At 61.6% G+C, this 26,603-nt stretch carries 23 protein-coding genes and 1 tRNA gene; 11 read left to right on the top strand and 13 right to left on the bottom strand.

What is annotated here, in order from left to right; translation table 11 throughout:
* Window positions 1–6 precede the first annotated feature (6 nt).
* Window positions 7–948, bottom strand: a complete 942-nt coding sequence (locus ACXYMS_RS14760; RefSeq protein WP_458907482.1) for a tetratricopeptide repeat protein — start codon at window positions 946–948, stop codon at window positions 7–9.
* Window positions 949–1,145: 197 nt separating this feature from the next.
* Between ACXYMS_RS14760 and ACXYMS_RS14755 the strand changes: the two genes are divergently transcribed.
* Window positions 1,146–1,220: transfer RNA gene (locus tag ACXYMS_RS14755), tRNA-Gly, on the top strand.
* Between the two features lie 184 nt (window positions 1,221–1,404).
* Here ACXYMS_RS14755 and ACXYMS_RS14750 read toward each other — a convergent pair.
* The 8 genes from ACXYMS_RS14750 to ACXYMS_RS14715 all read right to left on the bottom strand — a co-directional run bounded on the left by ACXYMS_RS14750 (window position 1,405) and on the right by ACXYMS_RS14715 (window position 9,818).
* Window positions 1,405–2,763, bottom strand: coding sequence for a mechanosensitive ion channel family protein (locus ACXYMS_RS14750; RefSeq protein WP_458907480.1), 1,359 nt, complete (start codon window positions 2,761–2,763; stop codon window positions 1,405–1,407).
* Window positions 2,764–2,807: 44 nt separating this feature from the next.
* Window positions 2,808–3,224, bottom strand: a complete 417-nt coding sequence (locus ACXYMS_RS14745; RefSeq protein WP_458907479.1) for a host attachment family protein — start codon at window positions 3,222–3,224, stop codon at window positions 2,808–2,810.
* Between the two features lie 317 nt (window positions 3,225–3,541).
* A complete protein-coding gene (locus tag ACXYMS_RS14740) occupies window positions 3,542–4,597 on the bottom strand; it encodes an ABC transporter ATP-binding protein (protein WP_458907477.1) in 1,056 nt (351 codons plus the stop codon).
* Window positions 4,598–4,609: 12 nt separating this feature from the next.
* The gene (locus tag ACXYMS_RS14735; RefSeq protein ID WP_458907475.1) at window positions 4,610–5,689 is read right to left on the bottom strand and encodes a Gfo/Idh/MocA family protein; all 1,080 of its coding nucleotides are present in this window, start codon (window positions 5,687–5,689) and stop codon (window positions 4,610–4,612) included.
* A complete protein-coding gene (locus tag ACXYMS_RS14730; protein ID WP_458907473.1) occupies window positions 5,686–6,705 on the bottom strand; it encodes a Gfo/Idh/MocA family protein in 1,020 nt (339 codons plus the stop codon). The genes ACXYMS_RS14735 and ACXYMS_RS14730 overlap by 4 nt, the downstream gene beginning before the upstream one ends.
* 4 nt (window positions 6,706–6,709) lie before the next feature.
* Window positions 6,710–7,483: a carbohydrate ABC transporter permease gene (locus ACXYMS_RS14725; RefSeq protein WP_458907809.1), complete on the bottom strand. Its 774-nt coding sequence runs from the start codon at window positions 7,481–7,483 to the stop codon at window positions 6,710–6,712.
* A 112-nt stretch (window positions 7,484–7,595) separates the two neighbouring features.
* The gene (locus tag ACXYMS_RS14720) at window positions 7,596–8,537 is read right to left on the bottom strand and encodes a carbohydrate ABC transporter permease (RefSeq protein WP_458907471.1); all 942 of its coding nucleotides are present in this window, start codon (window positions 8,535–8,537) and stop codon (window positions 7,596–7,598) included.
* Between the two features lie 6 nt (window positions 8,538–8,543).
* On the bottom strand, window positions 8,544–9,818 hold the full coding sequence (locus tag ACXYMS_RS14715) for an ABC transporter substrate-binding protein (protein WP_458907469.1): 1,275 nt from the start codon (window positions 9,816–9,818) through the stop codon (window positions 8,544–8,546).
* A 436-nt stretch (window positions 9,819–10,254) separates the two neighbouring features.
* On the opposite strand from ACXYMS_RS14715, the gene ACXYMS_RS14710 reads away from it, so the two are divergent.
* Together ACXYMS_RS14710 and ACXYMS_RS14705 are read left to right on the top strand one after the other, a co-directional pair.
* On the top strand, window positions 10,255–11,208 hold the full coding sequence (locus ACXYMS_RS14710) for a LysR family transcriptional regulator (RefSeq protein ID WP_458907467.1): 954 nt from the start codon (window positions 10,255–10,257) through the stop codon (window positions 11,206–11,208).
* Window positions 11,209–11,312: 104 nt separating this feature from the next.
* Window positions 11,313–14,228: an FAD-binding and (Fe-S)-binding domain-containing protein gene (locus ACXYMS_RS14705; protein WP_458907466.1), complete on the top strand. Its 2,916-nt coding sequence runs from the start codon at window positions 11,313–11,315 to the stop codon at window positions 14,226–14,228.
* A gap of 165 nt (window positions 14,229–14,393) precedes the next feature.
* Here ACXYMS_RS14705 and ACXYMS_RS14700 read toward each other — a convergent pair whose 3' ends face one another.
* From ACXYMS_RS14700 to ACXYMS_RS14690, 3 genes are all read right to left on the bottom strand, one after another.
* A complete protein-coding gene (locus tag ACXYMS_RS14700) occupies window positions 14,394–15,428 on the bottom strand; it encodes a hemolysin family protein (RefSeq protein WP_458907464.1) in 1,035 nt (344 codons plus the stop codon).
* Between the two features lie 165 nt (window positions 15,429–15,593).
* Window positions 15,594–16,070: an rRNA maturation RNase YbeY gene (gene ybeY / locus ACXYMS_RS14695; protein WP_458907462.1), complete on the bottom strand. Its 477-nt coding sequence runs from the start codon at window positions 16,068–16,070 to the stop codon at window positions 15,594–15,596.
* Window positions 16,071–16,081: 11 nt separating this feature from the next.
* The gene (locus ACXYMS_RS14690; RefSeq protein ID WP_458907460.1) at window positions 16,082–17,143 is read right to left on the bottom strand and encodes a PhoH family protein; all 1,062 of its coding nucleotides are present in this window, start codon (window positions 17,141–17,143) and stop codon (window positions 16,082–16,084) included.
* Window positions 17,144–17,340: 197 nt separating this feature from the next.
* Between ACXYMS_RS14690 and ACXYMS_RS14685 the strand changes: the two genes are divergently transcribed.
* Complete coding sequence (locus ACXYMS_RS14685) at window positions 17,341–17,847, top strand: hypothetical protein (RefSeq protein WP_458907458.1); 507 nt, start codon at window positions 17,341–17,343, stop codon at window positions 17,845–17,847.
* 24 nt (window positions 17,848–17,871) lie between these two features.
* Here the strand turns inward: ACXYMS_RS14685 and miaB are convergent, their stop codons facing one another.
* The gene (gene miaB / locus ACXYMS_RS14680) at window positions 17,872–19,281 is read right to left on the bottom strand and encodes a tRNA (N6-isopentenyl adenosine(37)-C2)-methylthiotransferase MiaB (protein WP_458907456.1); all 1,410 of its coding nucleotides are present in this window, start codon (window positions 19,279–19,281) and stop codon (window positions 17,872–17,874) included.
* On the opposite strand from miaB, the gene ACXYMS_RS14675 reads away from it, so the two are divergent.
* From ACXYMS_RS14675 to ACXYMS_RS14645, 7 genes are all read left to right on the top strand, one after another.
* Window positions 19,280–19,567 (top strand): hypothetical protein, encoded by a 288-nt coding sequence (locus ACXYMS_RS14675; RefSeq protein ID WP_458907455.1) that lies wholly within the window; start codon window positions 19,280–19,282, stop codon window positions 19,565–19,567. The two genes, miaB and ACXYMS_RS14675, sit on opposite strands and share 2 nt — an antisense overlap.
* 128 nt (window positions 19,568–19,695) lie before the next feature.
* Entirely contained in the window at window positions 19,696–21,321 is a 1,626-nt protein-coding gene (locus tag ACXYMS_RS14670) for a sensor histidine kinase (RefSeq protein WP_458907454.1), read from the top strand.
* Between the two features lie 169 nt (window positions 21,322–21,490).
* Complete coding sequence (rpsO, locus tag ACXYMS_RS14665) at window positions 21,491–21,838, top strand: 30S ribosomal protein S15 (RefSeq protein ID WP_458907808.1); 348 nt, start codon at window positions 21,491–21,493, stop codon at window positions 21,836–21,838.
* 322 nt (window positions 21,839–22,160) lie between these two features.
* On the top strand, window positions 22,161–24,305 hold the full coding sequence (gene pnp, locus ACXYMS_RS14660) for a polyribonucleotide nucleotidyltransferase (RefSeq protein WP_458907452.1): 2,145 nt from the start codon (window positions 22,161–22,163) through the stop codon (window positions 24,303–24,305).
* A gap of 476 nt (window positions 24,306–24,781) precedes the next feature.
* Window positions 24,782–25,060 (top strand): hypothetical protein, encoded by a 279-nt coding sequence (locus tag ACXYMS_RS14655; protein ID WP_458907450.1) that lies wholly within the window; start codon window positions 24,782–24,784, stop codon window positions 25,058–25,060.
* 141 nt (window positions 25,061–25,201) lie between these two features.
* Window positions 25,202–25,900 carry a L,D-transpeptidase gene (locus ACXYMS_RS14650; protein ID WP_458907448.1) on the top strand — a complete coding sequence of 233 codons (699 nt, stop codon included), beginning with the start codon at window positions 25,202–25,204 and terminating at the stop codon, window positions 25,898–25,900.
* A gap of 119 nt (window positions 25,901–26,019) precedes the next feature.
* Window positions 26,020–26,589: an AAA family ATPase gene (locus ACXYMS_RS14645; RefSeq protein ID WP_458907447.1), complete on the top strand. Its 570-nt coding sequence runs from the start codon at window positions 26,020–26,022 to the stop codon at window positions 26,587–26,589.
* Window positions 26,590–26,603 lie beyond the last annotated feature (14 nt).

The following is a 26,603-nucleotide window of genomic DNA, read 5'->3' as shown; positions in this document are numbered from 1 at the left end:
CTCCGGTTAAGAGAACAGCACGGTCGAGAGCATACGGCGGCCCTTGAGCGTCGCCGGGTCCTTGGGACCCCATGCTTCGAAGAATTCGATCAGCTTCTTGCGCGCCGCATCCTCATTCCAGGTGCGGTCGCGCTTGAAGCTGGCAATCAGCGCCTCGGCCGCCTCCAACCGCTTGCCATCGGCATTGAGCACCATAGCGAGATCAAGCCGGGCCTGGTGATTGTCCGGATCGCCGGCAATAGCCGCCTCCAGTGTTGCCGCTTCGGAGAGGCCCGAAGCCTCTTCCTTGAGGCGGATGGCCTTACTCAACGCGGCATACGAATCGCCCGTGCGCTTGTCCTCGGGCACCATGTCGATAGTGGCCTTGGCCTGCTCTATCTCGCCCGCGCCCAGGTAGAGGCCCGCGAGCCCGACCAGCGCCTCGGCACTTTCGGGCATGTGCTGCAGGATCTGCCCATAGATCTGCGCAGCCTGGCTCAGTTCACCGGCCTCAATAGCGGCTTCGGCGATCTTGAGCGCCTCGGCAATCTGGGTTTCGAGAGAATCGCCTTCCGGCTCTCCTGCAGGAGCACCGGCAATGACCTTTTCGGCAAAGCGCCGCACCTCACCCTCGGGCATGGCGCCCATGAAGCCATCGACCGGACGGCCGCCGGCAAAGGCAAAGACGGCCGGAATGGACTGAACGCCGAGCTGGCCGGCAAAATGCGGATGCTCATCGATATTGATCTTGACCAGTTTGATCTGGCCGGCCTTTTCGGTCACCACCTTTTCGATGGCAGGGCCAAGCTGGCGGCAGGGACCGCACCAGGGCGCCCAGAAGTCCACCAGTACCGGCACCTCCAGCGAGGCATCTAACACGTCTGCCTTGAAGCCGGCATCGCTGCCGTCACGGATGAGGCCGGCGGGAACCGGAGCGGCGCCGGGTGCGCCATCAAAGGACAGGGTCATGGGCTTTTACTCTTCAACGGCTCAGGTAAACACAGCATTGGCGGTCTTTTTGCGCCCGGCGGGGCGCTTGTGGCAAGCCCCGAGTCCCACAGTCTGGAGCGAAGATGACAATCTCGCAAAATACCGGGTTGCAATCGGATCGGCGATTGGGCATATAGGCCCGCGTCGGCGCCCTGCCAAGGGCCGCGGACTGGAGTGCGGGTGTAGCTCAGGGGTAGAGCATAACCTTGCCAAGGTTAGGGTCGTGGGTTCGAATCCCATCGCCCGCTCCAATTTCCAAGGTGTGGCAACGCCTTGGTTACAAAGGGTCCTTCGGGACCCTTTTTGTTTTCACATGTCTCTTCACAGGAATTTGCGGCGCTCGACGGCATTACTGGGGAACCGGGATCAGGGCCGAACTGGCAGAGAGCGTTCCGTGCGGCGCGCAGTATGCGGAAGGGCCTTGTGGCGGCGCGATTAGCTCCGATCGAGCAGGTTGATCTCAGCTTCAGGTACCCGCCCTTCGGTGTGTTCTATCGACTTGGTTTCACTAGATAGGCCACCCTCTTCCGCCGTCGCGTCGCTGCTCTCTTCGTGAGGCGTTGGCGCGGGTTGGTCCACCACGACCTGCACCATCCGGTGGGCATCGCCGTCCATCTGCGTGATAGGGACGCCCTTGGGAAACACCACCTCGCGGGCAGGATCGGGCATTTCAATGCCGCCCTGGAGCAAGGCGTTCTTGGTTTGCCGCAACAGCGCCGAATTGATTTTGGCCGGTGAGTACGAAACGCTGTCGAACCAGTAGAAAATTCGAAGATTGACCGTGGCGTCGCCCAACTGGTCGACCAGAACCAGTGGTTCTGGCTGACCAAGCACGGCGGGATGATTCTTGAGCACCTCACCAATTAACCGTTGCGCCAGCGAGACTGAGGAATCGTAGCCAATCCCCACCATGAATTCAGCGCGCCGGCTGGGAATGGAGCTATAATTCTTGATGGTGCTCTTGAACACGGTAGCGTTCGGGATCTGCACGTGATTGCCATCAAGCGTCAGCAGCACCGTGCTGCGCGTGTTGAGATTTTGCACAATACCTGTGTATCCAGCCACCTCGATTAGATCGCCACCTGCAAAGGGGTTGCGCATACTCAGCAGCAGGCTCGCGAGGAAATTCTCGGCGATGTCGCGAAACGCGAAACCGATAATGATACCGATCAGTCCTGTGCCGCCTAACACGGTGAGCGCCAGTTGGGTCAGCCCAGCGACGCGCAGCACGAAATATATGCCCAGCAGGAAGACCGGAACTGAAATGGTCCGGGCCACCACGTTGAGTAGCAGCGTTGATTTAATCCTGCCGGTCAGCACATGTCTGGCGATGCGCAGAACCAGCATGGAGACCAACCAGGCCGCTGCGATGACGACCGCAGCCAGAACCACCAATGGCCAGGCCCGTAGAGCCTGCTGCGCCAGACCAACGCTCTCCTCCCAGGCACGCCCGAAGGTTGAACTTACATCAGCGTCCACGACAATGCGGTTGACGACCGCAACGACGCCTTCGGTTTTCTCCGAGAGTTCACCGGCCCAGTTACGGCGAAGCTGGCTGTCGGTCGCGCCATCGAGAAAGGCAACGCCGTCCGTGACTGCGACTCGAGGAGACTCGTACCAGTCCGTGGCTCTCAAAATATTGGTCAGCCGGGCAGCAATCTGATCATCGGAGGCCGTTGGGACGACCTCCACCTGCCGCGCCAGCGGGGTTTCTTCGACACTGGCCGGGTCGGCCGCCTGGGGAAGCTGGGCTACGATGGCAGATGGCATAAGCAAAAATGCTGCTGCGGCCATGCAGCAACGCCATCGCGCTTTCGCATTAACCGTCGGCCCCACGACTAGTTCGCGGCGCGATCAATGATCGTGGCGATGTCGCTCACACTGTGATTGGTCAATTCCTTATCCAGAGAGATTATTATGCTCTCGGAGACGATCTTGTGCATCGTGTCGCGTAGCTGGCCCAAGGTTTGCGGGTCGGCGGCCACCACCAGATGTTGAAATTCGTTCGCATCCCTGCGGCGAAACAAGTCATTCGCCAATTGTTTGACGAACGTGGCCTCGTCTGTCTGGCGCGAGGTTTGTTCCTCCGGCCTTGAACCCGACGGGCCATCGTCGGCCAGGCTCTTGGGCGTCAGGCGCATCTGCTCGCTCAGGCTCAGCTTTCCGTTGCTGCCATGGGCGCGGAAGAGTATCGCCTGGTGTCCATCGGCAACCACGACAAGCGTCTGATCGGGAATAGAAATCGACTCGGCCATCGCGATGGCTCCTGTTGAGAATTCGGAGTGCTGTGCAAAAGCAACTGGCGATCAGGAGAAACGTTCCAACGACAAGCCGACTGAGCGCTTCTGCCATTCCCACAAGGCCTGTTGGCTTTTGCTGACGTCCTGCAGATCGCAGACCGCCTGCCCAGGCCTTTATCGCGTTGGGAAAGGCAAGGGCTGCAGCTGTTTCGGTTGTTCGTGGCAAATGTAAAACACCCTCGGATCGGGCCCGAGGGTGGAAAAGGCGATGCAGGATTTCGCGATATCAAAGCGCTAAACCCAGAGACTGTGACGCAGGCATCCTGGTTGAACTATTTGATCGCATTGCCCTCGGCGTCGAAGACGTGGGCCTTGGCCGGGTCGACATAGGCGGAGACCTTCGAGCCGATCTCCACGTCGCGCTGGCCTTCGAGCACAATGGTGAGCGCCTGGCGGTCGACTGTGGTGGCGTAGACCACGGTCTGGCCGCCAAGATTTTCGACGAGGTCGACGCTGACCTCGGCGAATTTGATGCCCGAGCCATCGGCAATGGTGATGTGTTCGGGGCGGATGCCCAGCGTGGTGGCGCCAGCGACATTCCGGCCCAGATCAAGATTGACACCGCCGGTCTTGAGGGCACCGCCCTCGACGCTGGTGGTCATGAAGTTCATCTTGGGCGAGCCGATGAAACCGGCGACGAAGAGATTGCGCGGATTGTTGTAAAGCTCGAGCGGGGCGCCGGCCTGTTCGATCACGCCCGAGCGGAGCACCACGATCTTGTCGGCCATGGTCATGGCCTCGACCTGGTCGTGGGTCACATAGATCATGGTGTTCCCAAGATCCTTGTGCAGCTTGGCGATCTCGACGCGCATGGCGACGCGCAATTCGGCATCGAGATTGGAGAGCGGCTCGTCGAACAGGAATATCTTGGGCTCGCGCACGATGGCGCGGCCAATGGCGACGCGCTGACGCTGGCCGCCCGAGAGCTGCTTGGGCTTGCGCTGCAAGAGTGGCTCGATCTTGAGGATTTCGGCGGCGCGCTGCACGCGTTCGGCAATTTCGGCCTTGGGCATCTTTGCCGTTTCGAGTCCGAAAGCCAGGTTCTTGTAGACCGACATATGCGGATAGAGCGCATAGGACTGGAACACCATGGCGATGCCGCGCCGGGCCGCCTGCACCTCGTTCATGCGCTGCCCGTCGATCAGGAGGTCGCCCCCGGTGATCGGTTCGAGCCCGGCGATCATGCGCAGCAGGGTGGACTTGCCGCAGCCCGAGGGACCGACAAAGACCGTGAAATCGCCCGGCTCGATGTCGAGGTCGACCCCGTGGATCACCTGCACATCGCCATAGGCCTTCTTTATCTTTCGCAACTGGATGGAGGTTGCCATGGTCAGTTCTCCTTAGCGAAACGCTTCCGGCACCCAGCTCTGGTAGAGCGGGTGGTCGGGTCCGAGCGGCAGCGCGACTTCGGTATGGGTGGAAGAGGAGTGATAGAAGGCCGTCACCAGTTCGAGCGCGCGGCGGCTGTCGGTGCTGGTCACGGGCAATTCACCCTCGCCGAAAATGGCATCGTGGAAGCGGGCCATCTGGGTCTGGAAGCGCGAGGGCACGTCCTGCCAATTGGCCAGGACCTTGTCGATCCGCGCCTTGACCTCGTCATTGCGCGGCAGGATCTTCCAGAGTTCCTTGCCCGGATTATAGGGGGCGTGGTCGCTTTCGAAGGTCACGTTCTCGAATTGCAGGCGGATGCGGGTGATCTCGTCCACGGAGCCGAGCGTGGCCGTAAGGCTGGCCAGGGCCCCGGACTTCATTTCGAGCGAAGCGGAGATGGTGTCCTCGACCTCGATGGGATTCACGCGGGTGGCGACGCGGCCGAACACCTTGGCAATGTCGCCCATGAGATAGGTGAAGATGTCGTGCGGGTGGATGGCGTGTCCCATGAGCACGCCGCCCAATTCGGTCTTCCACTTGCCGCGCCAAGGCACGGCGTAATAAGGGGCTTGGCGGCGCCACATGGTTTCCACCGTGCCGCAATAGGCCTTGCCGGCAATGCCGGCATCGATGATGGCCTTGGCCTGCTCGATGCCATTGCCGAAGCGATATTGAAAGACCGGCATCAGCTTGCCCCTGGCGGTCTTTTCGATCTCCATGATCGCGTCGACATCCTTAAGCGAGCCCACCAGCGGCTTTTCGCACACGACATGCTTGCCGGCCTCGAGGGCTGCCGAAACCATGGAAAAGTGCACACCCGGCGGGGTACAGACATCGATGATGTCGATATCGTCCATGGCCAGCAGGTCATCGAAAATGACCACGCGACGCTCGATGCCGAATTCCTCGCCGATCTTGTCGAGGCGCTCTTCGCTCAGATCGCAAAGCGCCACGACCTTGAACTTGTCGGCATTGGGCAGGTAGCCCTCGACGATATGGGAGCGGCCAATGCCGCAGCCGACGACGGCGACGTTCAAGACCCGGCTCATACCGCCCACTCCGTACCCTGTTCGGCCATCTGCTGGGCGGTGAGCGCCATTTTCATCGCATTATAGCACCGGGCCTGCGGCATGGCCGTTTCGGTGCGGTTGCGCACATCGTCGAGGAATTGGCGGCCGAAGGGCAGGTCGACATTGGAGCAGTCGATATGCTGCACGCCCTTTTTGTCGACGAGGAAGAGGTGGTTTTCGCCCGGGCGGCCGGCGATATCGACATATTTACGGAGCTCGATATAGCCCTCGGTGCCGAGAATGGTCAGGCGTCCGTCGCCCCAGGTGGGCAGGCCTTCGGGGGTAAACCAGTCGACTCGGATATAACCCGAGGTGTTGGTGGTGCGCACATGGGCGTCGCCCACATCCTGGAGGCCCGGCTTGTCTGAGTGGCCGCGATTGGCGACGCTGGCCGAGACCACTTCGCCATCGATGGCGCCTGAGAAGAACAGGAACTGCTCGAACTGGTGGCTGGCAATGTCGCAGAGGATGCCGCCATAGCGGTTGCGCGTAAAGAACCAGTCGGGCCGATTGTTGAGGCGGAGCGAGTGAGGCCCGAGGCCGACCGTGTTGACGACCTGACCGATGGCGCCTTGGGCGATGAGATTGCCCGCTTCGACCGCCGAGCGCACTTCAAAATGTTCCGAATAGAGCACCGAAAAGATGCGGCCGGTTTCCTTCTGGACGCGCTTGATCTCATCGAACTGGGCGAAGGTGGTCATGCCTGGCTTGTCGGTCAGCACATCCTTGCCGTGGCGCATGGCGGCCAGACAGATATCGGCGCGGTCACCGGGAATGGCCGCGGTGACGACCACCTGGACGGAGCCGTCCTCGAGAATTTCCGCCGGGTCCGCGACCCGCTTTGCCTCGGGGAATTTCTCGCCAAAAGTCTTGGCAAGATCATCCTCTATTGCGTGGAAGGCGACGAACTGGGCGCCGGCGCGCTTGAGGCACTCCACCTGTCCATAGATATGGGCGTGGTTGATGCCGATGGCGGCGAATTTGATATCAGACATGTCTCTAGCGTTTCATACCGGTCGTAGCGATGCCCTCGATGAGCAGCCGCTGGAAGATGAGGAAGAAGACGAAGATCGGCACGATGGAGAGCACGCTCATCGCGAACAAGCCACCAAAGTCGCTCTCGCCGGTGGAGTCCACGAAGGTCCGAAGGCCGAGCATGACGGTATAGTCCTGCATGCGGTTGAGGTAGATCAGCGGCGCGAAGAAATCGTCCCAGGTCCAGATGAAGGTGAAGATGGCAGCCGTGACCAGCACGGGGATGGAGAGCGGCAGCATGATCTTCCAGAAGATGCGCCAGGGCCCGGCGCCGTCCATCATCGCCGCCTCGTCCAGTTCGCGCGGAATGCCGCGGAAGAACTGCACCATGAGGAAAATAAAGAAGGCGTCGACGGCAAGGAATTTGGGCACGACCAGGGGCAGGATAGTGTTGACCCAGCCCAGATCGCGGAACAGCACATATTGGGGAATGAGCGTCACCTGCCCGGGCAGCATGAGCGTCATCAACATCATCGCGAACCAAAAATTGCGGCCCCTGAACTGCAGGCGCGCAAAGGCATAGGCCGCCATGGAGCAGGCGATGAGATTGCCTACCACGCAGAGAAAGGCGATCACGAACGAGTTCATGTAGAACACGGTGAAGCTCACCCGCATCGCGTCCCAGCCACGGAAGTAGGATTCGATGTCCCAGGAGAGGCTTGGCCAGATGCCAGTGGTGAAGATCTCATTCTCGGGCTTCATCGAGGCGGCGAGCAGCCAGAGTAGCGGATAGAGCATCAGGATCGAGGCGCCGATCAGCACGGCATGGGCCAGGATCGAAAGGATGCGCTTGCGCAGGCGGGCATTGGGGTCGTTTTCCGCCCCGGTGACCACGGTCAGCTTGTGTGCATCAATCGTCATAGTGCACCCAGTATTTGCTGGTGAGGAAGGAGAAGGCGGTAAAGCAGCCGATCAGCAGCAGCAGGAACCAGGCCAGCGCCGAGGCGTAGCCCATACGGAAATAGCTGAAGGCCTCGTTGTAGAGATAGAGCGTGTAGAACAGCGTCGAATTGATCGGCGCGCCCGTGCCGCCCGAGATGATGAAGGCGGGGGTGAAGCTCTTGAAGGCCTCGATGGTCTGGATGATGGCGTTGAAGAAGATAACCGGGGTCAGCAGCGGCAGGGTGATCTTCCAGAACTGGCGCCATTTGCCGGCGCCATCAAGGCTCGCCGCCTCATACATGTCCTGCGGGATCTGACGGAGACCGGCCAGGAAGATGATCATGGGCGAGCCGAACTGCCAGACCGAGAGCACGATCAGGGTCCAGAGCGAGTAATTGGGATTGGAAATCCAGCTCGGGCCCTGGATGCCGAAAATGGACAGGAACTGGTTGACCAGACCGTCGCCAGCAAAGATCTGGCGCCATAGGATGGCGATGGCCACCGATGCGCCGAGCAGGCTCGGAAGGTAAAACAGCGCCCGATAAAGCGGCAGGCCCTTCATGCCGCGATTGAGCAGGATCGCGACCATAAGCGCGAAGGCCAGCTTCAGCGGCACGGAAAACAGTACGAAGGTGAAGGTGACCCGCATGGAGGCGGCAAATGAGCGGTCATTGGTGAACATGCGCTCATAGTTTGCAAAGCCCACCCAGTCGGGCGAGGTCAGCAGATCGAAATCGGTGAAGCTGAGATAGAAGGAAGAGATGATCGGCCCGATAGTGAGACCGAAAAACCCGATAAACCACGGCAACAGGAAGAGGTAGCCGGGGGCGTGGTTTTGCCACGCCCTCGACCATTTCGTTGTGCCGGATGCGGCGTCTTGCGGAGCCGCTTCTGCCGCATTCACAGCCATTCAGTGTCAAGCCGCCCGGTTGAGAATTGCGGTGGCTTCTTCGACGAAATACTTGCCGGCATCTTCAGGGGAACGGGCGCCGAAGGCCACTTCTTGACTGATGACGCGGAGCAGGTTGAGGTCGATTTCGCCAGCAGCAGCCGGCGGGGATGCCGGCAGCGGGCCGACGAGGTCGCCCAGGTTCGCCACGAAATTCAGAGCGATCTGGCTCTGCTCGTCCAACGTCGGGGTAATGGCTTCACGCACGGCGGCGTTGCATGGAATGCCGCGCTCGACGCCGAGCACTGCACCAGCCTCGGGATTGGTGACAAAGTAGTTGATGAAGGCCGCCGCAGCTTCCTTGTCGGCGGACGAGCCGGCGACCGAGAAGAACATGGAGGGCTTGCGGTAGTGACCGCCACCGACACCTGGCGCAATGCGCGGATAGGAGGTGATGGTCAGCGTGTCGTCGTTGATCGACTGGTGAATCACCAACTGGTTGGAATTTGAGGGCATCATTGCCGCCTTCTTCGTGGCGACCATACTGACTTCCGGCGCGCCGGTATCGAGCGCCTGGGTTTCGGCGTCGACGATATAGCCCTTCTCACGGAAGCCCTGCCACATGGCGAACCATTCGGTCATGTCATCGGCGGTGGGCCCGAGCTTGCCTTCGGCGCTGTAGAGGTGGCCGCCGCGCTGGCGGATCCAGTTGTCCAACATGGGTTCCGTGCCGGACGCATCAGCGAAAGCAGCCATGCCGTTTCCGGAGGCCTTGAAGGCCTCGCCGAGACGTTCGAGATCGGCATAGGTCCAAGAATTGTCCGGAACCGCTTCGCCAATAGCCTCAAAGGCCGACTGGTTGACCAGGGTAGCCACCGAGTTGGCGCCAAGCGAGATGCCATAGAGCTTGCCGTCGACCTTGCCCCCTTCGATCTGGTCAGCATCGAATTCGCCCAGATCACCAATCACGTCATCGAGCGGGGCAATAGCATTGCGCGACGCGTATTCGACGATGAACCGGTAGTCCATCTGGATGATGTCGGGGGCAGTGCCACCGGCGGTCTGGGTGGCCAGCTTGGGCCAGTAGTCGTTCCAGCTCAGGTATTCACCCTCGATGCCGGGATTGCCGGCGCCTTCATAGAGGTCGGTCACTGCATAGGTGCGGTCGGCGCGGGCCTGGCCGCCCCAGAAGATCAGGCGCAGGGCGCTCTGGGCCCAGGCCGGGTTGATGCCAGCCGCGCCGGCGGCGAGCAATGCGGAAGTTCCCATCAGAAACTGGCGGCGTCCGAGTCGAATTGTCATGTCTTTCCTCCCATGAACATTTGTCGTTCCGCCTCGCGGAACGATGGAGTGGTCAGCGACCTCCCCGTCGCTAAATCACCAACTGGTTACTACGTTAGGACCTTTGATGCGGTTGTCAATCATCCTAGGTCCCGGATTTTATGCCGATAACAGCAGTGTCGCAGCACAAATAACCAGCCAGTTACGCCCATACCATACAAGCTGCGCCGGCCGCAACAATCTTGTATGGAAGTTAACCCGCTACTAAAATGCGTGCTTGCTCCAAGGGGTCACGGACCATTGCAATGGCGGGTGGCGCAGCTGGGGCCGATCTCCTCGGGCGGCTGCCGTCTCCTCTCATGACCGGACACTGGCGCAAAAACGTCGATTGGAAAACTACGAAATATCAGCAACACTATAGATAAAATCTATATGTCGTCTTGGCTGGAGATATCGCATGGACAAACTTCTCTCCCAGTTCCTGGCCGTGGCCGACGCCGGGTCGCTGAGTGGCGCGGCCACGGCCCTGTTCATCACCCAGCCGACGCTGAGCTTCAACATGAACAAGCTTGAGCAGACGGTCGGTGCACCCCTGTTCGACCGCTCGTCTCGCGGCATGCAGCTGACTCGCTATGGCGAGACGCTCTATGAGAACGCCAGGCTGATGCAGCGTCTCTATGACAATACGCTCAACGCCATTGCCGACCAGAAACGCGGAACCGAGCGAGGCCTCAGCATCGGTTCAGGCTATTCGTGGTGGACCATGTTCCTGCGCGACATGGTGGTCGCCTATCAGCGCGAATTTCCCAAGGCGCCGGTGCAGATCAGCCTGGGGAACCAGCTACGGCTCATGGACCAGATGCTCTCGGGCGATATTTCCATGTTTCTGGCCCATGAGATCGATGGGCTGAGCGGGGCCATCGGTACCGATTTCGTGCCGCTCACCCGAGTTTATAACGCTTTCTTTGTGCGCGAATGCCATCCCTTGCTGGGACAGAAACGCCGCCTGGCCGAGATCGATACCTATCCCATCGTCATCAGTTCACTGGCCGAAAGTCGGCATGAACGCTTTTTTGATCCGTCGCGCCGGCGCACCCGCGTCGAGACCGTGTTCGACCGAACCAGCGTCGCCTTTCGCACCAATTCCCTGGCCGCTTGCGTTGATTATGCGCTAGCCACCGATGCGGTGCTGGTCCACACCCATGTGATGCGGAATGACTTTGCCCGCCGCGGCCTGGTTGAGGTGGCGCAACGCGACGAGCCTCGAAGGGCTGTCACCGGCATCTATGTGCTCAAGGAGCGGCGCGGCGAGGAGCGGGTGGAAGAGTTGATCGTGCGCATCACTCAGGCCGCTCATGCGGCCCTGCCGCCATTCCGGCCCAATGTGACGGGAAAGGATCCGGCGCCCTGATCGGCAGGGCGTATCTGGCAGGCACCAGGCTGTCGCGGGACGCACCTGGATGAACGCCACATATTTCACCTTCGCGGCCCCTAACTAACATGTTAGTGTAATCCATGCAGCAAGCCTCCTCCTTCTCGCTTCAACCCCATGCTCCGGAACCGGACCGCCTCGCCGCCGGCGAACGCGTTGCCGCAAGGCTCAGAGGCCGCATTCCGGGTGCCATCCATACCGATCCGCTGATGACCTATGCCTGGAGCGGGGATGCCAGTTCCTATCGGCTGATTCCGGCCGTGGTGGTGTTCGTCAATTCCGAGGATGATGTGCGGGCCGTGTTCATTGCGGCTCGGGAAGAGGGGCTGCCAGTGACCTTCCGGGCGGCCGGCACCTCGCTGTCGGGTCAGGCGGTGACCGATGGCGTGCTGGTAGTGCTGGGCGATGGCTGGCGCAGGCTCAACATCCATCCCGGCGCCGACCAGGTGACGCTGGGGCCTGCCATCATCGTGGCGGAGGCCAATCGGGCGCTGAAGCCATTCGACCGCAAGATCGGTCCCGATCCGGCCAGCCAGGCCACCTGCAAGATCGGCGGGGTGGTCAACAATAATTCATCGGGCATGTGCTGCGGGGTAGCGCAGAACACCTATCACACCATGGCGCGCCTCAGGATCGTTCTGACGGACGGCACCATGCTCGATTCTGGCGACGCATCCAGTCGCGATGCGTTCCGCATGAGCCATGCGCAGATGCTCGAAGAGCTGCACCGATTGAATCGTGACGTGATGGCGAACGAAGACCTCGTCGCGCTTATCCGGAAGAAATACCGGATCAAGAACACAGTGGGCTATTCGCTCAATGCGCTGGTCGATTTCCACGATCCGCTCGACATTCTGATTCATCTCATGGTCGGGTCCGAGGGCACTTTGGGCTTTGTCTCGGAAGTGACCTACAATACGGTGTCAGAGCACCCATTCAAGGCCACGGGCCTCATCCCCTTCCCCGATCCGCAAGCGGCGGGGCGCGCCATTATCGAAATGGCCAATGGCGGTGTGCAGGTAACCACCGGCATCACGGCTGCCGAATATATCGAGCGAAGGGCGCTGGCGACGGTTGAACACCTGGCCCCCATGGCCCCGCTGCTGCCCTGGTTGACCGAGCAATCCCCGGCGGTGCTGATCGATGTCACAGCCCCCGATGCAGCGACACTGGCTGCCGAAGTGGCCAAGGCCGAGGCCCTGCTGGCCCGGCATGGTGCCACCCATATCGACTTCTCCACCGACGAGCATCGCAGTCACGCCCTGTGGGACATCCGCAAGGGCTTCTTTGCCTCGGGGGGCGCGGCTCGGGCCAAGGGCACCATCATGCTCACCGAAGATGTGGCCGCACCCATCGAGCAATTGGCAGATTTCGTTGTCGATATGCGCCGGCTGCTTGACGACTATGGCTACAAGGATGCCATCATTTTCGGCCACGCGCTGGCCGGAAACCTGCATTTTCAGATGAGCGACGATTTCTCGCTGCCCGGCATGGCCGAGAAGTTCGACCGGTTTTCCGCTGCGCTGTCGGGGCTGGTCTCGGTGCGCTATGGCGGATCGCTCAAGGCCGAGCATGGCACGGGAAGAGCCATCGCTCCCTTTGTCGAGGCCGAATGGGGCCAGGCGGCCTATGCCATCATGCGCCGTATCAAGGCGATCTTCGATCCGGAAAACCTGCTCAATCCCGGCGTGCTGCTCAATGACGACGCCAAGGTCCATATCAAGAATTTGAAGGTCATGCCGCTCAGTGACGAGCTGGTCGACCTCTGCATCGAATGCGGCTTCTGCGAGCCCGCCTGCCCCAGCCACCACATGACCCTGACGCCGCGCCAGCGTATTGCCGTGACCCGCGAGCGGGCCCGGTTGCGCGCCAGTGGTGAGGACCCGGCGCGGCTCGCCCGCTTCGAGGCCGATTTTCAGTATGCCGGCATGGACACGTGCGCGGCATGTAATTTGTGCTCCCTGCGCTGTCCGGTGGGGATCGAGACCGGGACGATGATCTTGGGCGAGCGGGCGCGGCGACGAGGCGACACTGCCCATTCATTGGCCCGCTTTGCAGCTGACCATCGTAGCACGGTGGAAACCATGATGCGCGGCGGATTGGCCGTGGCCGACGTGGCCCGCACCATCATCCCTGCCCCGGCCGTGGAGGCGATCACCGAAACAGCGCGGCGGCTCACCGGCAAACGTATTCCCCGTGTGTCCCGGACCCTCCATCGTGGCCCGGGCGCGCCCCTAGCGCGTGACAACCGGCAGGACCCCCGCCGCACCGGCTTTCCAGTGCCAATTGTCCAAAGCGGGCGAGCGCAGATCGTCTATTTTCCCGCCTGCCCCAGCCGCATGTTCGGGGCGCCCAGGACCGCGCATCACCTGCTCGATACGCCGACAGCGATGATCGCGCTGCTGGAGCGCGCGGGCTACGATGTCATCATGCCCGAGCATCTCAATGGCCAGTGCTGCGGCCAGCCATTTCAATCCAAGGGGTTTCCGGAGCAGGCGGCGCAGGTGGGCGGCGCGCTGAGCGCGGAATTGTCAGCGCTGTCCAATGGCGGAAGAGTGCCTGTAGTCACCGATGCGTCGACCTGCGCCAAACATCTCAAGCTATTTTCAGGCGATGCCATGGTGGCGGACTCAGCGCAGTTCCTGGCCCAGCATGTGCTGCCGAAGCTGACAATCACGCAGAGGCTCAAGAGCGTGGCGGTGCATCACAATTGCTCGGCCCAGCGGCTCTTCGAGCAGCCGATGACCGAAACCATTGTGGCGGCCTGTGCCGAAAAGCTTGCCGTGCTGTCCTCGATCACCTGCTGCGGCTATGCCGGGGACAAGGGCCTGTTCGTACCCGAACTGAATGCCCATGCGACGCGGCGGGCAGGCGATGACATTCCCGAAGGGTGCGAACTTGGCGTGTCGACGGTTTCGACCTGCGCCTCCGGGCTGAGCGAACATAGCGGGGTGCCGTTTGTGGGGCTGGCGAGCCTTTTGGAATGGGCGAGCCGGTAGAGTTTGCTTTCCCCGGCTGCTGAGGGTGGGCCTAGCGCCTACACATCCGTCGACGGTGAGCATTCCGGTGCCATTCCCACGAAAGCGGAAATCCATGTCCGAACAGAAACCCCCGCTTTCGCGGGGGTGACACAAGGTTTTACATGGCAGGCTGGGCTTGCTGCCTCACTCGGCGGCCTGCTTCTCGCTGATCGGACGCTGGTCCGTAATGGCCAGCGGCTCGATGGCGACGATCTGATCGCGCTTACGGTGAATGCGCAGGCGTTTGACGCGGCGACTGTCAGCTGCCAGAACCTCAAACTCGAACCCCTTGATCCCATTGATGCGCTCGCCGCGCTTGGGCACGTGGCCGGCAAGGTCAAAAACCAGCCCGCCAATGGTGTCGACGTCCTCGGCATGGTCGCCCGGATCAAAATCGGGGCCGATCATGGCCTGCACGTCTTCGAGCTCGGCGCGGGCATTGGCTACATAGGTGTCCTCGCTGACCTTGCGGATCAGCGCGGCCTCGGTCTCGTCGTGCTCGTCCTCGATCTCGCCAACCACGGCTTCAAGCAGGTCCTCGATGGTCACCAGACCATCGGTGCCGCCATATTCGTCGACCACGATGGCCATATGGGTGCGGCTGGCACGCATGGATTGCAGTAGATCCGCCGCCGGCATGAAGGTGGGCACGAACATGGCTGGACGGAGGATAGAGAGCTTGCCGATCTTCTGGCGCAGGACCGTGGAGAGCAGTTTGACCGGGACTTCCTTTTCAGGGTCCGTCACAGGCTCGGTAATGCGCGACAGGGCATCCTTAATGTGGATGAAACCCAGGATGTTGTCGAGCCCGTCCTCATAGACCGGCAGGCGCGAATGGCCGACCTGGCGGAAGCGGGCGAGCAGCGTACCCAGATTGATGTCGGAGGATACCGCCTGGATGTCGGAACGCTCCACCATGACGTCGTCGATCGACACCTTGGAAAGCTTCAGGACATTTTGCAGAATCAGCCGTTCGCTTTCCGAAAAGTCGCCGGGTTCGGCGCTGCCGGTGTCGTCCAGGGCTTCCTGCAGGTCATCGCGAATGGAGACCGTGGTGCGGGCCATCAGCCCCCTGATACGGCTCCACAGGCTCGGCCCCCGCACTGCGGCGGAGGCGGGACTAGAAGGAGGTTCCGGGTTTTCGGCCACCCGTAGGGCCATCGAATCGCTATCGTTCATTCATCTCGTGCCGCAAACAATCACGGCTTCTAAAAGTTCGTAGGGACGGAAAATGCCCCTGAACGTCAGGGGTTCCCTGGCTGGAGACCCAAGAGCCTCCAGGTCACTTGGTGACGCCTTAAATCCCGAAAAGTGACGTCCACTTTTCTTCAAGGCACCCCGGCGTCAATCGGCATAGGGATCATCGATCCCAAGCCCCGCCAGTATCTGGGTCTCCAACCCCTCCATTTGAAGGGCCTGATCCTCATCAATGTGATCATACCCTAAAATGTGGAGAAATCCATGCACCATAAGGTGGGTGAAATGATCATCAAGGCTCTTGCCCAAATCCAAGGCCTCGCGCTCCAGGGTTTCGCGTGCCAGGGTGATGTCACCCAGAAGGCCCATGACCGGGCCGAAGGGCTCGATCTGGGGGAAGCTCAAGACATTGGTGGCGCTGTCTTTTCCGCGCCATTGCGCATTGAGTTCGCGCTGTTCTACATCGTTGGTCAAAAGCACGGAAATTTCTGCTGCGCCTTTCACACGGGCCCCGGCGCCGGCGAGGGCCGCCAGCACCGCCTTCTCGGCAAGCAAGTCAAAGTGCTCGGGCCAGCCATCCGCATTGCGGATGACGGCGATTTCCAGCGGCGGCAATGACGGCATCGGCGTTCGGCTCAGCTCCGGGGCAAGGCGCCCAGTGTCCGCGCCAGCCCTTCCTTGTCCCCGTCCTTTTCGGCGAGGCGCCGGGCGGTGTCGGCTTCATAGGCCCTGACGATGCGCCCGACAAGCGCATGGCGCACCACGTCCTTGTCGTTGAACCGCGACACGTGCACACCCTCGACGCCATCGAGCAGGTTGACGGCTTCGACCAAGCCCGATCTCTCGCCGCGCGGCAGGTCTACCTGAGTAGGGTCGCCGGTAACGATCATCTTGGAGTTCTCGCCAAGGCGGGTCAGGAACATCTTCATCTGCATGGATGTGGTGTTCTGCGCCTCGTCGAGAATGACGACGGCATTGGAGAGGGTTCGTCCGCGCATGAAGGCGAGCGGGGCCACTTCGATAATGCCCGAGGTGATGCAGCGCTCGACATTTTCGGGCTTCATCATGTCATAGAGCGCGTCATAGAGCGGGCGCAGATAGGGATCGACCTTTTCCTTCAAATCGCCGGGCAGGAAGCCGAGACGCTCGCCCGCTTCGACAGCGGGGCGGGAGAGGATGATGCGGTTGATATCGCCGCGCTCGAGCAATGATGCCGCATGGGCCACCGCCAGATAAGTCTTGCCGGTGCCGGCTGGACCAATACCGAAGACCAGCTCGCTCCGCTCCATGGCGCGCATATAGGCGTCCTGGGCGGGCGTGCGGGCGACAATGGTGGATTTGCGCGTGGCGATCTGGGCCATGCGGACCTTGCCCTTGCGCTCCAGGGTGGGGAGCGTCAACTGGCTGTCCTCGGTCTCGATCATGCGGATGACAGCATCGACGTCGGCAATGTCCATGGTGCGGCCCTCTTCGAGGCCGGCATAGAGCGATTCCAGAACCCGGCGCGCCTGATCGACCTTGCTGGCCGCGCCCTTCAAAAGCACATGATTGCCGCGTGGCGTGGCCGACACGGCAAGGCGCTGTTCGATGAGGGCGAGGTTCTGGTCGAAATCGCCATAGAGCTGGGCAGCCAGGCGATTGTCTTCAAAGGCGAGTTCGAGTTGCGATGCGAGGGCGTTATCGGCGGTGGGTGGCAAGTGCCTGCTCAAACTTTCTCGGCTCCCGAAGGGGGCGAAGCGGAGCGCGTCGCCCGGACCACAACGAGGCTAGGCTGATTTGGGTTCGCTGTCTGTAGCAATATTGTGACGGCGGTCCCAGCAATGGAAGTCAGCGGAACGTGGTTCGCCATCGTGCATTTCTCAAAGGCACAAGCAATTTGCGTCCGGAGAAAACCATGCCCGCGAAAAAACTCAGCGCCATCGTCGCCATGCTGTTGCTTTTGACCGTTCCGGCCTCCGCGCAAGAGTTGGATGCGGGCTGGCGAACCTATACCGATCATGAATTCAAGTTTTCAGCGCAATTGCCACTGGGCCTGTTCATCGTACAGCCCGAAAGCGAAACGCCGGGGACCACGCTCCTGCAACGCGACGGAACGGCGACGCTGCGGCTTTACGGAGGACCGGCGGTCGGTCTTGATCGCGAGACGCTTGAGGATCGGCTGGCCACCGGACCCGGCATCAGCGAGATTACCTATCGTGCCGGCGACCGGTCCTGGTTCGTCCTGTCAGGTTTTTACGTGCCAACCGAACCAGGCGAGCAGACGATTTTTTACACCAAGGTCATGTTCTCGGAGAACCAGGAAAGCTTTTCCGCTTTCGAGATCACCTTTCCTGCCTCGGAGAAACCCCGCTTCGCGCCAATCGTGGAGCATCTTGAAGACCATTTTACCCGGCCCCAATAGTGCCCCGCACGCATGGGCACGGTATCACGCCGCCACGGCCCGCTTCAGCCGCCCCACCAGCGAATTGGTGCTGGTGCCGACGATTTCCACTTCGTGAATGGCGCCGATGAGATCGACTGATCCCTCCAGATGCACCGCCTGCAAATAGGGTGAGCGACCGCCGACCTGGCCCGGCATGCGACCGCGGCGCTCAATCAGTACCGGCAATACCTTGCCCACGCAGGAGGCATGGAAGTCATTGGTCTGCTGGGTAACCAGATCCTGCAGCCGATGGAGCCGCTCGGTTTTCACCTCCTCGGCAATCTGGTCACCCAAATTGGCACCGGGCGTTCCGGGACGGGTGGAGTACTTGAAGGAATAGGCTGAGGCATAGCCGGTTTCGCGGATAATGCTCAGCGTATCCTCGAAATCCTGGTCGGTTTCGCCAGGGAAGCCGACGATGAAATCGCCCGAAAGGGCCATGTCGGGCCGGGCGGCCTTAATCTTCTCGATCAACGCCAGATACTCGGCGGCAGTATGCCTGCGGTTCATCGCTTTGAGAATGCGATCCGAACCGGACTGCACCGGCAGGTGGAGGTATGGCATCAGCAGCGGCAGGTCGCGATGGGCGGCGATCAGCGCGTCATCCATGTCGCGCGGATGGCTGGTGGTATAGCGCAGGCGCTCAAGGCCCTGGATTTCGGCGAGAAGGTAGGCCAACTCGCCCAGCCCCACGCTGCGCCCGGCTGCGTCGGCACCATGATACGCGTTGACGTTCTGGCCAAGCAGCGTGATTTCCTTGACCCCGGCATCGACTAGGCCGCGCGCCTCGGCCAGAACTTGTGCCACGGGACGCGAAACCTCGGCGCCGCGGGTATAAGGCACGACGCAGAACGAGCAGAACTTGTCGCAGCCTTCCTGAACCGTCAGGAAGGCTGTTAGTCCGCGCCTGATGGTCACTTCTTTTTTTGCCGCTGGCAGGTGGGCGAACTTGTCTTCTTCGGGGAAGTCGGTATCGACCACAGCCTTCTTGAGGCTCGGGTGCAGGTGACGCTGGCTTTCGGCCCGCGCCAGCATGTCGGGCAGGCGATGATAGGCCTGCGGCCCGAAGACCAAGTCGACCATGGGGGCACGGCGGGCGATTTCCTCGCCTTCGGCCTGGGCCACGCAACCGGCCACGCCGATCATCATGTCGGCGCCGGCAGCGCGGCGCTCGCCCTGGACTTCCTTCAGGCGGCCTAGTTCGGAAAACACCTTCTCACTCGCCTTCTCGCGAATGTGACAGGTGTTGAGCAGCACCAGGTCCGCCTCGGCGACCTCCTGAGTAGGCGTATACCCGTGCGGGGCCAGGGCATCGGCCATGCGGTCGCTGTCATAGACATTCATCTGACAGCCATAAGTCTTGATGAACACCCGCTTATGGGAGGTCAGATGTGCGGTATCGGTCTTGGTCATGGGCGCTGTTTACCAGAGCCTGCATTTGGATGCCATGCCCCTGCAACCGCCTTGGCTCTGGCGTGTTGTACAGGTTCAAAGGAAGACCATCATGACCAAGACAGAGCAAAAATCTGACGAGGCGGCCGCCCTGCGCGACGGCCAGAAGCCAGGCCCAAAAGATTCTCCCGTTCAGGTGCGCAATTCCGGACCTGATGAGATGGCGGACAAGCCTGAAAAGTGGGACAAGACCGACGAGGCGGTGGACGAAAGCTTTCCGGCCAGCGATTCAAGCGCCAAATATTGAGTATCCGGCCACGGCTCGCGCCGCGGCCCTTTCAAGGAAAGCTGGGGCGCATGGTGGACGCTACCGTCCCAAATAAGCAGGCATCGCGAGAGCGTGGGCGACCCATTGCGGTTTATTTGATCGCTCTGGTGCTTGCCATTCTCATCCCAGCGCTGGCCGTGGCGCTGGTGCTGCTCAACAGCACTAATGATGCCCAGCAGAGCGTCTTAGCGGCGCTGACCAACACCACCGTTCAGGCGATGGGACAGTCGGTTGATCGCGAGATTACCGGCATGGCGACCACGCTGCGGGTGCTTTCCACCAGCCAGTCTCTGCAGGAAGGCGACTTTGCCACATTCCACGAACGCAGTGTCACCGCATTGGCGGGGACCGGATCCTATCTCATTGGGTTCGATGATGATCGGATGCAAATTTTCAACACCCGCGTCGCCTTCGGTACCCCTCTCGGTCCGACATCTGACCCCGAAACCGCGGAGCGCGCCATGGAACGTGGCGTGGCGACCATTTCGCCGCTGTTCTTCGGTCAGGTCGCGCAGGCCTATGTATTCAATGTGTGGTTGCCAGTTCCCGATGCCGCCCCCGTCCGCCTCCTGAGCCTGACCCAGAACGCTCAGAATCTTGCTCCCGCCCTGCAATCGCGGCAGTTGCCCGAAGGCTGGCATGCCGCGCTGGTCGATACCAATAATGCCGTCCTTGCGGCCACCTCGAGTGCGGGACTTGAAATTGGCACCGTGCTGCCGATCAGGCAGTCTCCCGATGACATCCCCGGGGATGTCTGGGTGCAGGAGCAGTTCAATGGCGAGCGCGTCGTCACCGCGGAATGGCGCTCCGGCTATACGGGCTGGCGCATCGTTGCCTGGGCTGCGGCCAGCCAGGTGCAGCGACCCCTGCAGCAATCCTTGCTGCAACTGGCCCTCTGGGGCCTGCTGATCGCTTTCAGCGCTTCGGGGGTCGCTTTCCTTATTGCCGGTCGCATCGGCGGCTCGGTCAAGGGATTGCAACTGGATGCAACCCGGCTGGGACAAGGCGAGGCGGTCTATCCGCGCAGCTATCCGGTCAAGGAAATCGCCGAAGTCTCCAAAGCGCTGGCCGAAGCATCCGAGCGGCGACTGATTGCCGACCGGGACATCCGCTTCCTGATGCGCGAACTGGCGCATCGCTCCAAGAACCAGATGGCGGTGATTGCCGCCATGGCCAAGCAGACGGCGCGCGGCGCCACCGACATTCCTGCCTATGTGACGGCGCTGGAACGACGCATCATGGGCCTGGCGCGCTCTACCGACCTGCTGCTGGCCCATGGCCGCGCCGGGGTGATGCTGGCCGACCTCGTCGACCAGCAACTCGCCCCGTTCCGCCCGCCTGAAGCCGATCGTCTGGACATCGGCGGGCCGGCGCTGCGCATCAATCCGCAGGGCGCGCAAATCCTGGGCATGGCGCTGCATGAGTTGGCCACTAATGCCACCCGCTATGGTGCCTTTGCCGAGACCGAAGGGCGGCTGGAGCTTCACTGGAAAACCAGTGACGAAATGCTCTCCATGCGCTGGCGCGAGTATCTGGGGCGTCCGCTGGTCGTGGGGGAGCGCTCGGGCTTCGGCACTATCGTGCTGCGCACCATGGTGGGCGGCGCGCTTGGGGCGCAGGTCGATCGCGTGACCCATCAGGATGGCGTCGAGTGGCTGTTCGAGGTGCCACTTACTGCCCTTGACCCGGATTTTGCCGCTGCCCGCCCGGACGAGCCCGGCCCCGGAACCTGACGCAGACTCGGCCCTGCCGAACGGACGGAGCGTAGGGCGAGTCCACGACCCGGCGCCGGAATATCCGCTTCATGGTACAAGGGCGCGCGCAGACCAATAAATTCTGGCTTTTCACCCCCGATTGCCCTATAGCAGCGCCAGCCGGTTTCCGGGCCTTCTGGCCCAGGGTCTGCGTTTACACGGCCCCACCTGGACGACATCCCGGCTGGGGCGGCCAACATCCTCCCTTTTTGAAAGGATATGCCCGATGTCGATTACTGCGGAACGCAAGACTGCGCTCATCAAGGAATACGCTACCACAACCAATGACACCGGTTCGCCGGAAGTCCAGGTTGCGATCCTGTCCGAGCGCATCTCCAACCTCACCGAGCACTTCAAGGGCCACAACAAGGATAACCATTCCCGCCGTGGCCTGCTGAAGCTGGTTTCGACCCGCCGCTCTCTGCTCGACTACCTCAAGAAGGTGGACGATGCCCGCTACAGGACGCTGATCGAAAAGCTAGGCCTGCGTCGCTAAGACCAAGTCGTTTCCGGCGCGGAGGGCAAGCCTTCCGCGCCGGAACGCCGTTTGGGATACCCCCAAAGGCATGGCCGGGCCGCAAGCCCGGCGCCATAGGCCGGCGCCGCCGGAGCATGGCAGGATTATCGGCCTCTTCCGCCGCTGGAGAGGCTCATTGTCTTGTCCATGTTCTGTCCGCACCAAAGATGAACCCGTGCCTGATTTTGAGCCGGCGCGCACATAGGGTGCGATGCCGAGTGCGGGCACACCGGAGGCGTTCGTGGGGCAAAGCCTGGCCCCGCGTTACCGCGCAACCGGGCAGAATGGAAAGACGAACTCCATGACGATCAAGTTTGATCACCACAAGGTCGAGCTCAACTGGGGCGGCCAGCCCCTGACGCTCGAAACGGGCAAGATGGCCCGCCAGGCCGATGGCGCTGTGTTCGCCACGCTGGGCGAAACCGTCGTGCTCGCCACCGTTGTCAGCGCCAAGTCGCCCAAGCCGGGCATCGACTTCTTCCCGCTGACCGTGAACTACCAGGAAAAATACTTCGCCGCCGGCAAGATCCCGGGCGGCTATTTCAAGCGCGAAGGCCGCCCGACCGAAAACGAGACGCTGACTTCGCGCCTCATCGACCGCCCGATCCGCCCGCTGTTCCCCGATGGCTACAAGAACGAGACCCAGGTGGTCATCACCGTTCTCCAGCATGACATGGAAAACAATCCGGACGTGTTGGCCATGGTCGCCGCTTCGGCTGCGCTGACCATTTCGGGCGTGCCCTTCATGGGCCCGATCGGCGCCGCGCGCGTCGGTTATGTGGATGGCGAATATGTTCTCAACCTCCCGGTCGACCGCCGCAGCGACAGCAAGCTCGACCTGGTCATGGCCGGCACTGCCGACGCCGTGCTGATGGTTGAATCGGAAGCCCATGAGCTTTCCGAGGAAGTGATGCTGGGCGCGGTGATGTTCGGCCATGGCGAGAGCCGCAAGGTCATCGACGCTATCATTCAGCTGGCCGAACTGGCCGCCAAGGACGCCCGCGATTTCGAACCCGAAGACAATTCGGCGCTGGAAGCCGAGATGCTCGGCTTTATCGAGACCGAACTGCGCGCGGCCTACAAGCTGACCAAGAAGGAAGAGCGCTACGCCGCCGTCGACGCCGCCAAGGCCAAGGTCAAGGAAAAGTTCGCCGAAAAGATCGAGGATGGCACCTATGCCGCCGAGACCATCGGCGCGGTGTTCAAATCGCTGCAGGCCAAGGTCGTGCGCTGGAACGTGCTCGACACCGGTCTGCGCATTGATGGCCGCGACCTGACCACGGTCCGCCCGATCGTGTCGGAAGTGGGCGTCCTGCCCCGCACCCATGGCTCGGCCATCTTCACCCGCGGTGAAACGCAGGCGCTGGTGGTTGCGACCCTTGGCACGGCCGATGACGAGCAGTTCATCGACTCGCTCGAAGGCACTCGTAAGGAAAACTTCCTCCTGCACTACAACTTCCCTCCGTATTCGGTGGGTGAAGCTGGCCGCATGGGTTCGCCCGGCCGTCGCGAGATCGGCCATGGCAAACTCGCCTGGCGCGCCATCAACCCGATCCGGCCGTCGATGGAAGAGTTCCCCTACACGCTGCGCGTGGTCTCGGAAATTACCGAGTCGAATGGTTCGTCCTCGATGGCAACCGTCTGCGGCACCTCGCTGGCGCTGATGGATGCCGGCGTGCCGATGAAGCGCCCGGTGGCCGGTATTGCCATGGGGCTGATCCTGGAGGGCGAAAAGTTCGCCGTCCTTTCCGACATCCTGGGTGACGAAGATCACCTGGGTGATATGGACTTCAAGGTCGCCGGCACGGAAGCGGGCGTTACCTCGCTCCAGATGGACATCAAGATCGCCGGCATCACCGAAGAGATCATGAAGATCGCCCTGGGCCAGGCCAAGGACGGCCGTATCCATATCCTGGGTGAAATGGCCAAGGCCCTATCGGCCTCGCGTGGCGAAGTGGGCGAGTTCGCGCCCCGCATCGAGACGCTCAAGATCCCGACCGACAAGATCCGTGAAGTGATCGGTACCGGCGGCAAGGTTATCCGCGAGATCGTGGAAAAGACCGGCGCCAAGGTGAACATTGAAGACGACGGCACCGTCAAGGTCTCGTCCTCGGACGGTTCGCAGATCGAAGCCGCCATCAAGTGGATCCGTTCGATCACCGACGAGCCGGAAGTGGGCACCATCTACCAGGGCACCGTGGTCAAGACCGCAGATTTTGGCGCGTTCGTGAACTTCTTCGGTGCCAAGGACGGCCTCGTCCACATCAGCCAACTGGCGGACCAGCGCGTTGCCAAGACCACCGATGTGGTCAAGGAAGGCGACAAGGTCTGGGTCAAGCTGCTCGGCTTTGACGAACGTGGCAAGGTCCGCCTGTCGATGAAGATCGTCGACCAGGAAACCGGCAAGGAAATCGCCGGCGGCGCCAAGGAAGACGCTGCCGAGTAAGGCTGACGCTCCCACTGTACTTGTTGGAAAGGCCGGGTTCGCCCGGCCTTTTCTTTTGGTTCGATCCCGATTGCGATCCGATGTCGAAACCAAAAGCCCTGGTTCGTCGCCAATCAAAGCGGGATGGATCGGCTAGTCCACTACCGTTCCGCGCCAAGGCGATATCCATTCGGCCAGGGGCCGTCGGGAGGTTTCAATGACGACAGTGCTTTTCGTTCACAGCGCAGGATCGCGATCGGCAGGTGAAGGCAGTTCCAAACTGCTGGAAGGCCTGAAATCCGCACTCTCACGGTCCTTGAGTTTGCGTGCGCCCATCATGCCCGAGCCGGACAATCCCGATGCGGAGGCGTGGATCGCCGCCTGCCAGGCGGAAATTGCCGTTGTCGAGGATGATCTGGTGCTTGTGGGCCATTCCCTGGGTGGTCGGTCATCTTGCAAACCCTCGGTCGTTTCGGTCCGCCTGCAAAACTTCTGGGGTGATCACGCTGGCCAGCCCCTTCTGGGGCGTCGCGGGCTGGGATTTCCAAGATTTTGCCATTCCCGAGGCCGATATCGGAACACTGCAGCAATTGCGGCGGCTCGCCGTGCTGCAGGGCGAGGCCGACGATGTTGTCTCGGCCGATCACCCGGATCTCTACAAGGCACTCCTTCCCAAGGCGGACATCCGCCGGCTGCCCGGCGTGGATCACGAGGCCGCCGGCGCTGCACCAGCCCTGGCCAGCGTCATCGCTGAGATGACCAACCAGCAGGCGTGACATCCGCGCAACACCTCTCCCCTCCATCACATTGCGGCGAGGAACCGCCGCATTGGCGTCACGTTAAGGCCATGAAGCGTTACTCAATAGCGTGACGCGCAACGGCGTCCACCTGTTCTCCTGCCGCCCGAGGTTTTAGTTTTGATTTCCCGCCGCCTGTTCCTGCTCGGTCTTTCCGCCACCGCGCTTTCCGCCTGCTCCACCACCCGCCAGCCCGTGGTTCAGGAGCCCATGATCGATCCCTATTACCAGCGCATGTATGGGCCGGTAACGGGCGAGCCCTACATGGTCGCCGCCATGGATTTAAGGCGCGTCGATCCGAAGTGGTGGCGTCAGGAGGTACCCTACTTCACCTCAGAGCGCCCCGGCACGCTGGTTGTCGATACTCCGGCGCATTACCTCTATCTGGTCCTCGAGAACAATCGCGCCCTGCGCTATGGCATCGGCGTGGGCAAGGACGAAGCCCTGGTGTTCCGTGGCGATGCCACCATTGGCCGCAAGGCACAGTGGCCGCGCTGGACGCCAACCCAGTCGATGATCAAGCGCGAGCCCGACCGTTATGGCCCCTATGCCGGCGGCATGGAGCCGGGTCCGGAAAACCCGCTTGGTCCGCGCGCGCTCTATCTCTACAAGGGCGGCCGCGACACCCTGTTTCGCATCCATGGCACCATCGAGCCCTATACGATCGGTACCAATGTCTCGTCGGGCTGCGTGCGCCTGATGAACCAGGATATTATCGACCTCTATGCCCGCGTGCCTGTCGGCGCCCGGGTGACGGTGATCAATGCACCTCCGGGCACGGGTCCGGTAGCCACCCCGGGCTTTACCCCGGTGGTCTGACCTCATTCAAGAATTGCCGGCGGCGTTCGGATCCCACCGTAGTCACCCGCCACCGGCGATATCCAGGCCCGTTTCCTCAACAGGAAGCGGGCCTTTTGTGTGCCCGGATGCGGTGTACAATGAAGTTCAGTCTGGCAGGGGCCCGCATGTTCATTCTTCTCAACGGGTCCTTTGGCATCGGCAAGACCACCACGGCGCGGCTGATCGCCCGGCAGATTCCCGGTACCGCCATTTCCGATCCGGAACATGTGGGCTTCGTGCTGCGTCGCCTCCCGCCATGGACGCTTGGGCTCCGCCAGCAACCCGGCGATTATCAGGACATGGCGCTCTGGCGCCGGCTGATCGTGCACCAGGCCCGGTTGGTGCATTTGCGGGCACGCACCGTCATCGTACCCATGACTTTCACCAATCTCGATTATCTCGACACGTTTGCGGGTGCCCTCCGCACGACCGCCCCGGTCAAGCGCCTTTGCCTTGTGGCGCCTCTTGAGGTGATCCAATCACGGCTCCTGCAACGCGCGGAAGAAGAGGGGCGAGAAGGCCTGACCGATTTCGAGCGGCGACGGTCCACTGAGTGCGCTGCCCTGCTCGGCAAGAACCCTGCCTATGGCATACCGATTGATGCCGGAATGACGAGCGACGAGATCGTGCAGCATATCGAACGGCTCCTGTCCGGGCCGAACGAATGAAAAAGGCGCGGTCG

The sequence above is a fragment of the Devosia sp. CAU 1758 genome (genome assembly GCF_054482695.1).
The sequence above is the reverse complement of the archived record's forward strand: the minus strand, read 5'-3'. Positions and strand labels throughout refer to the sequence as shown.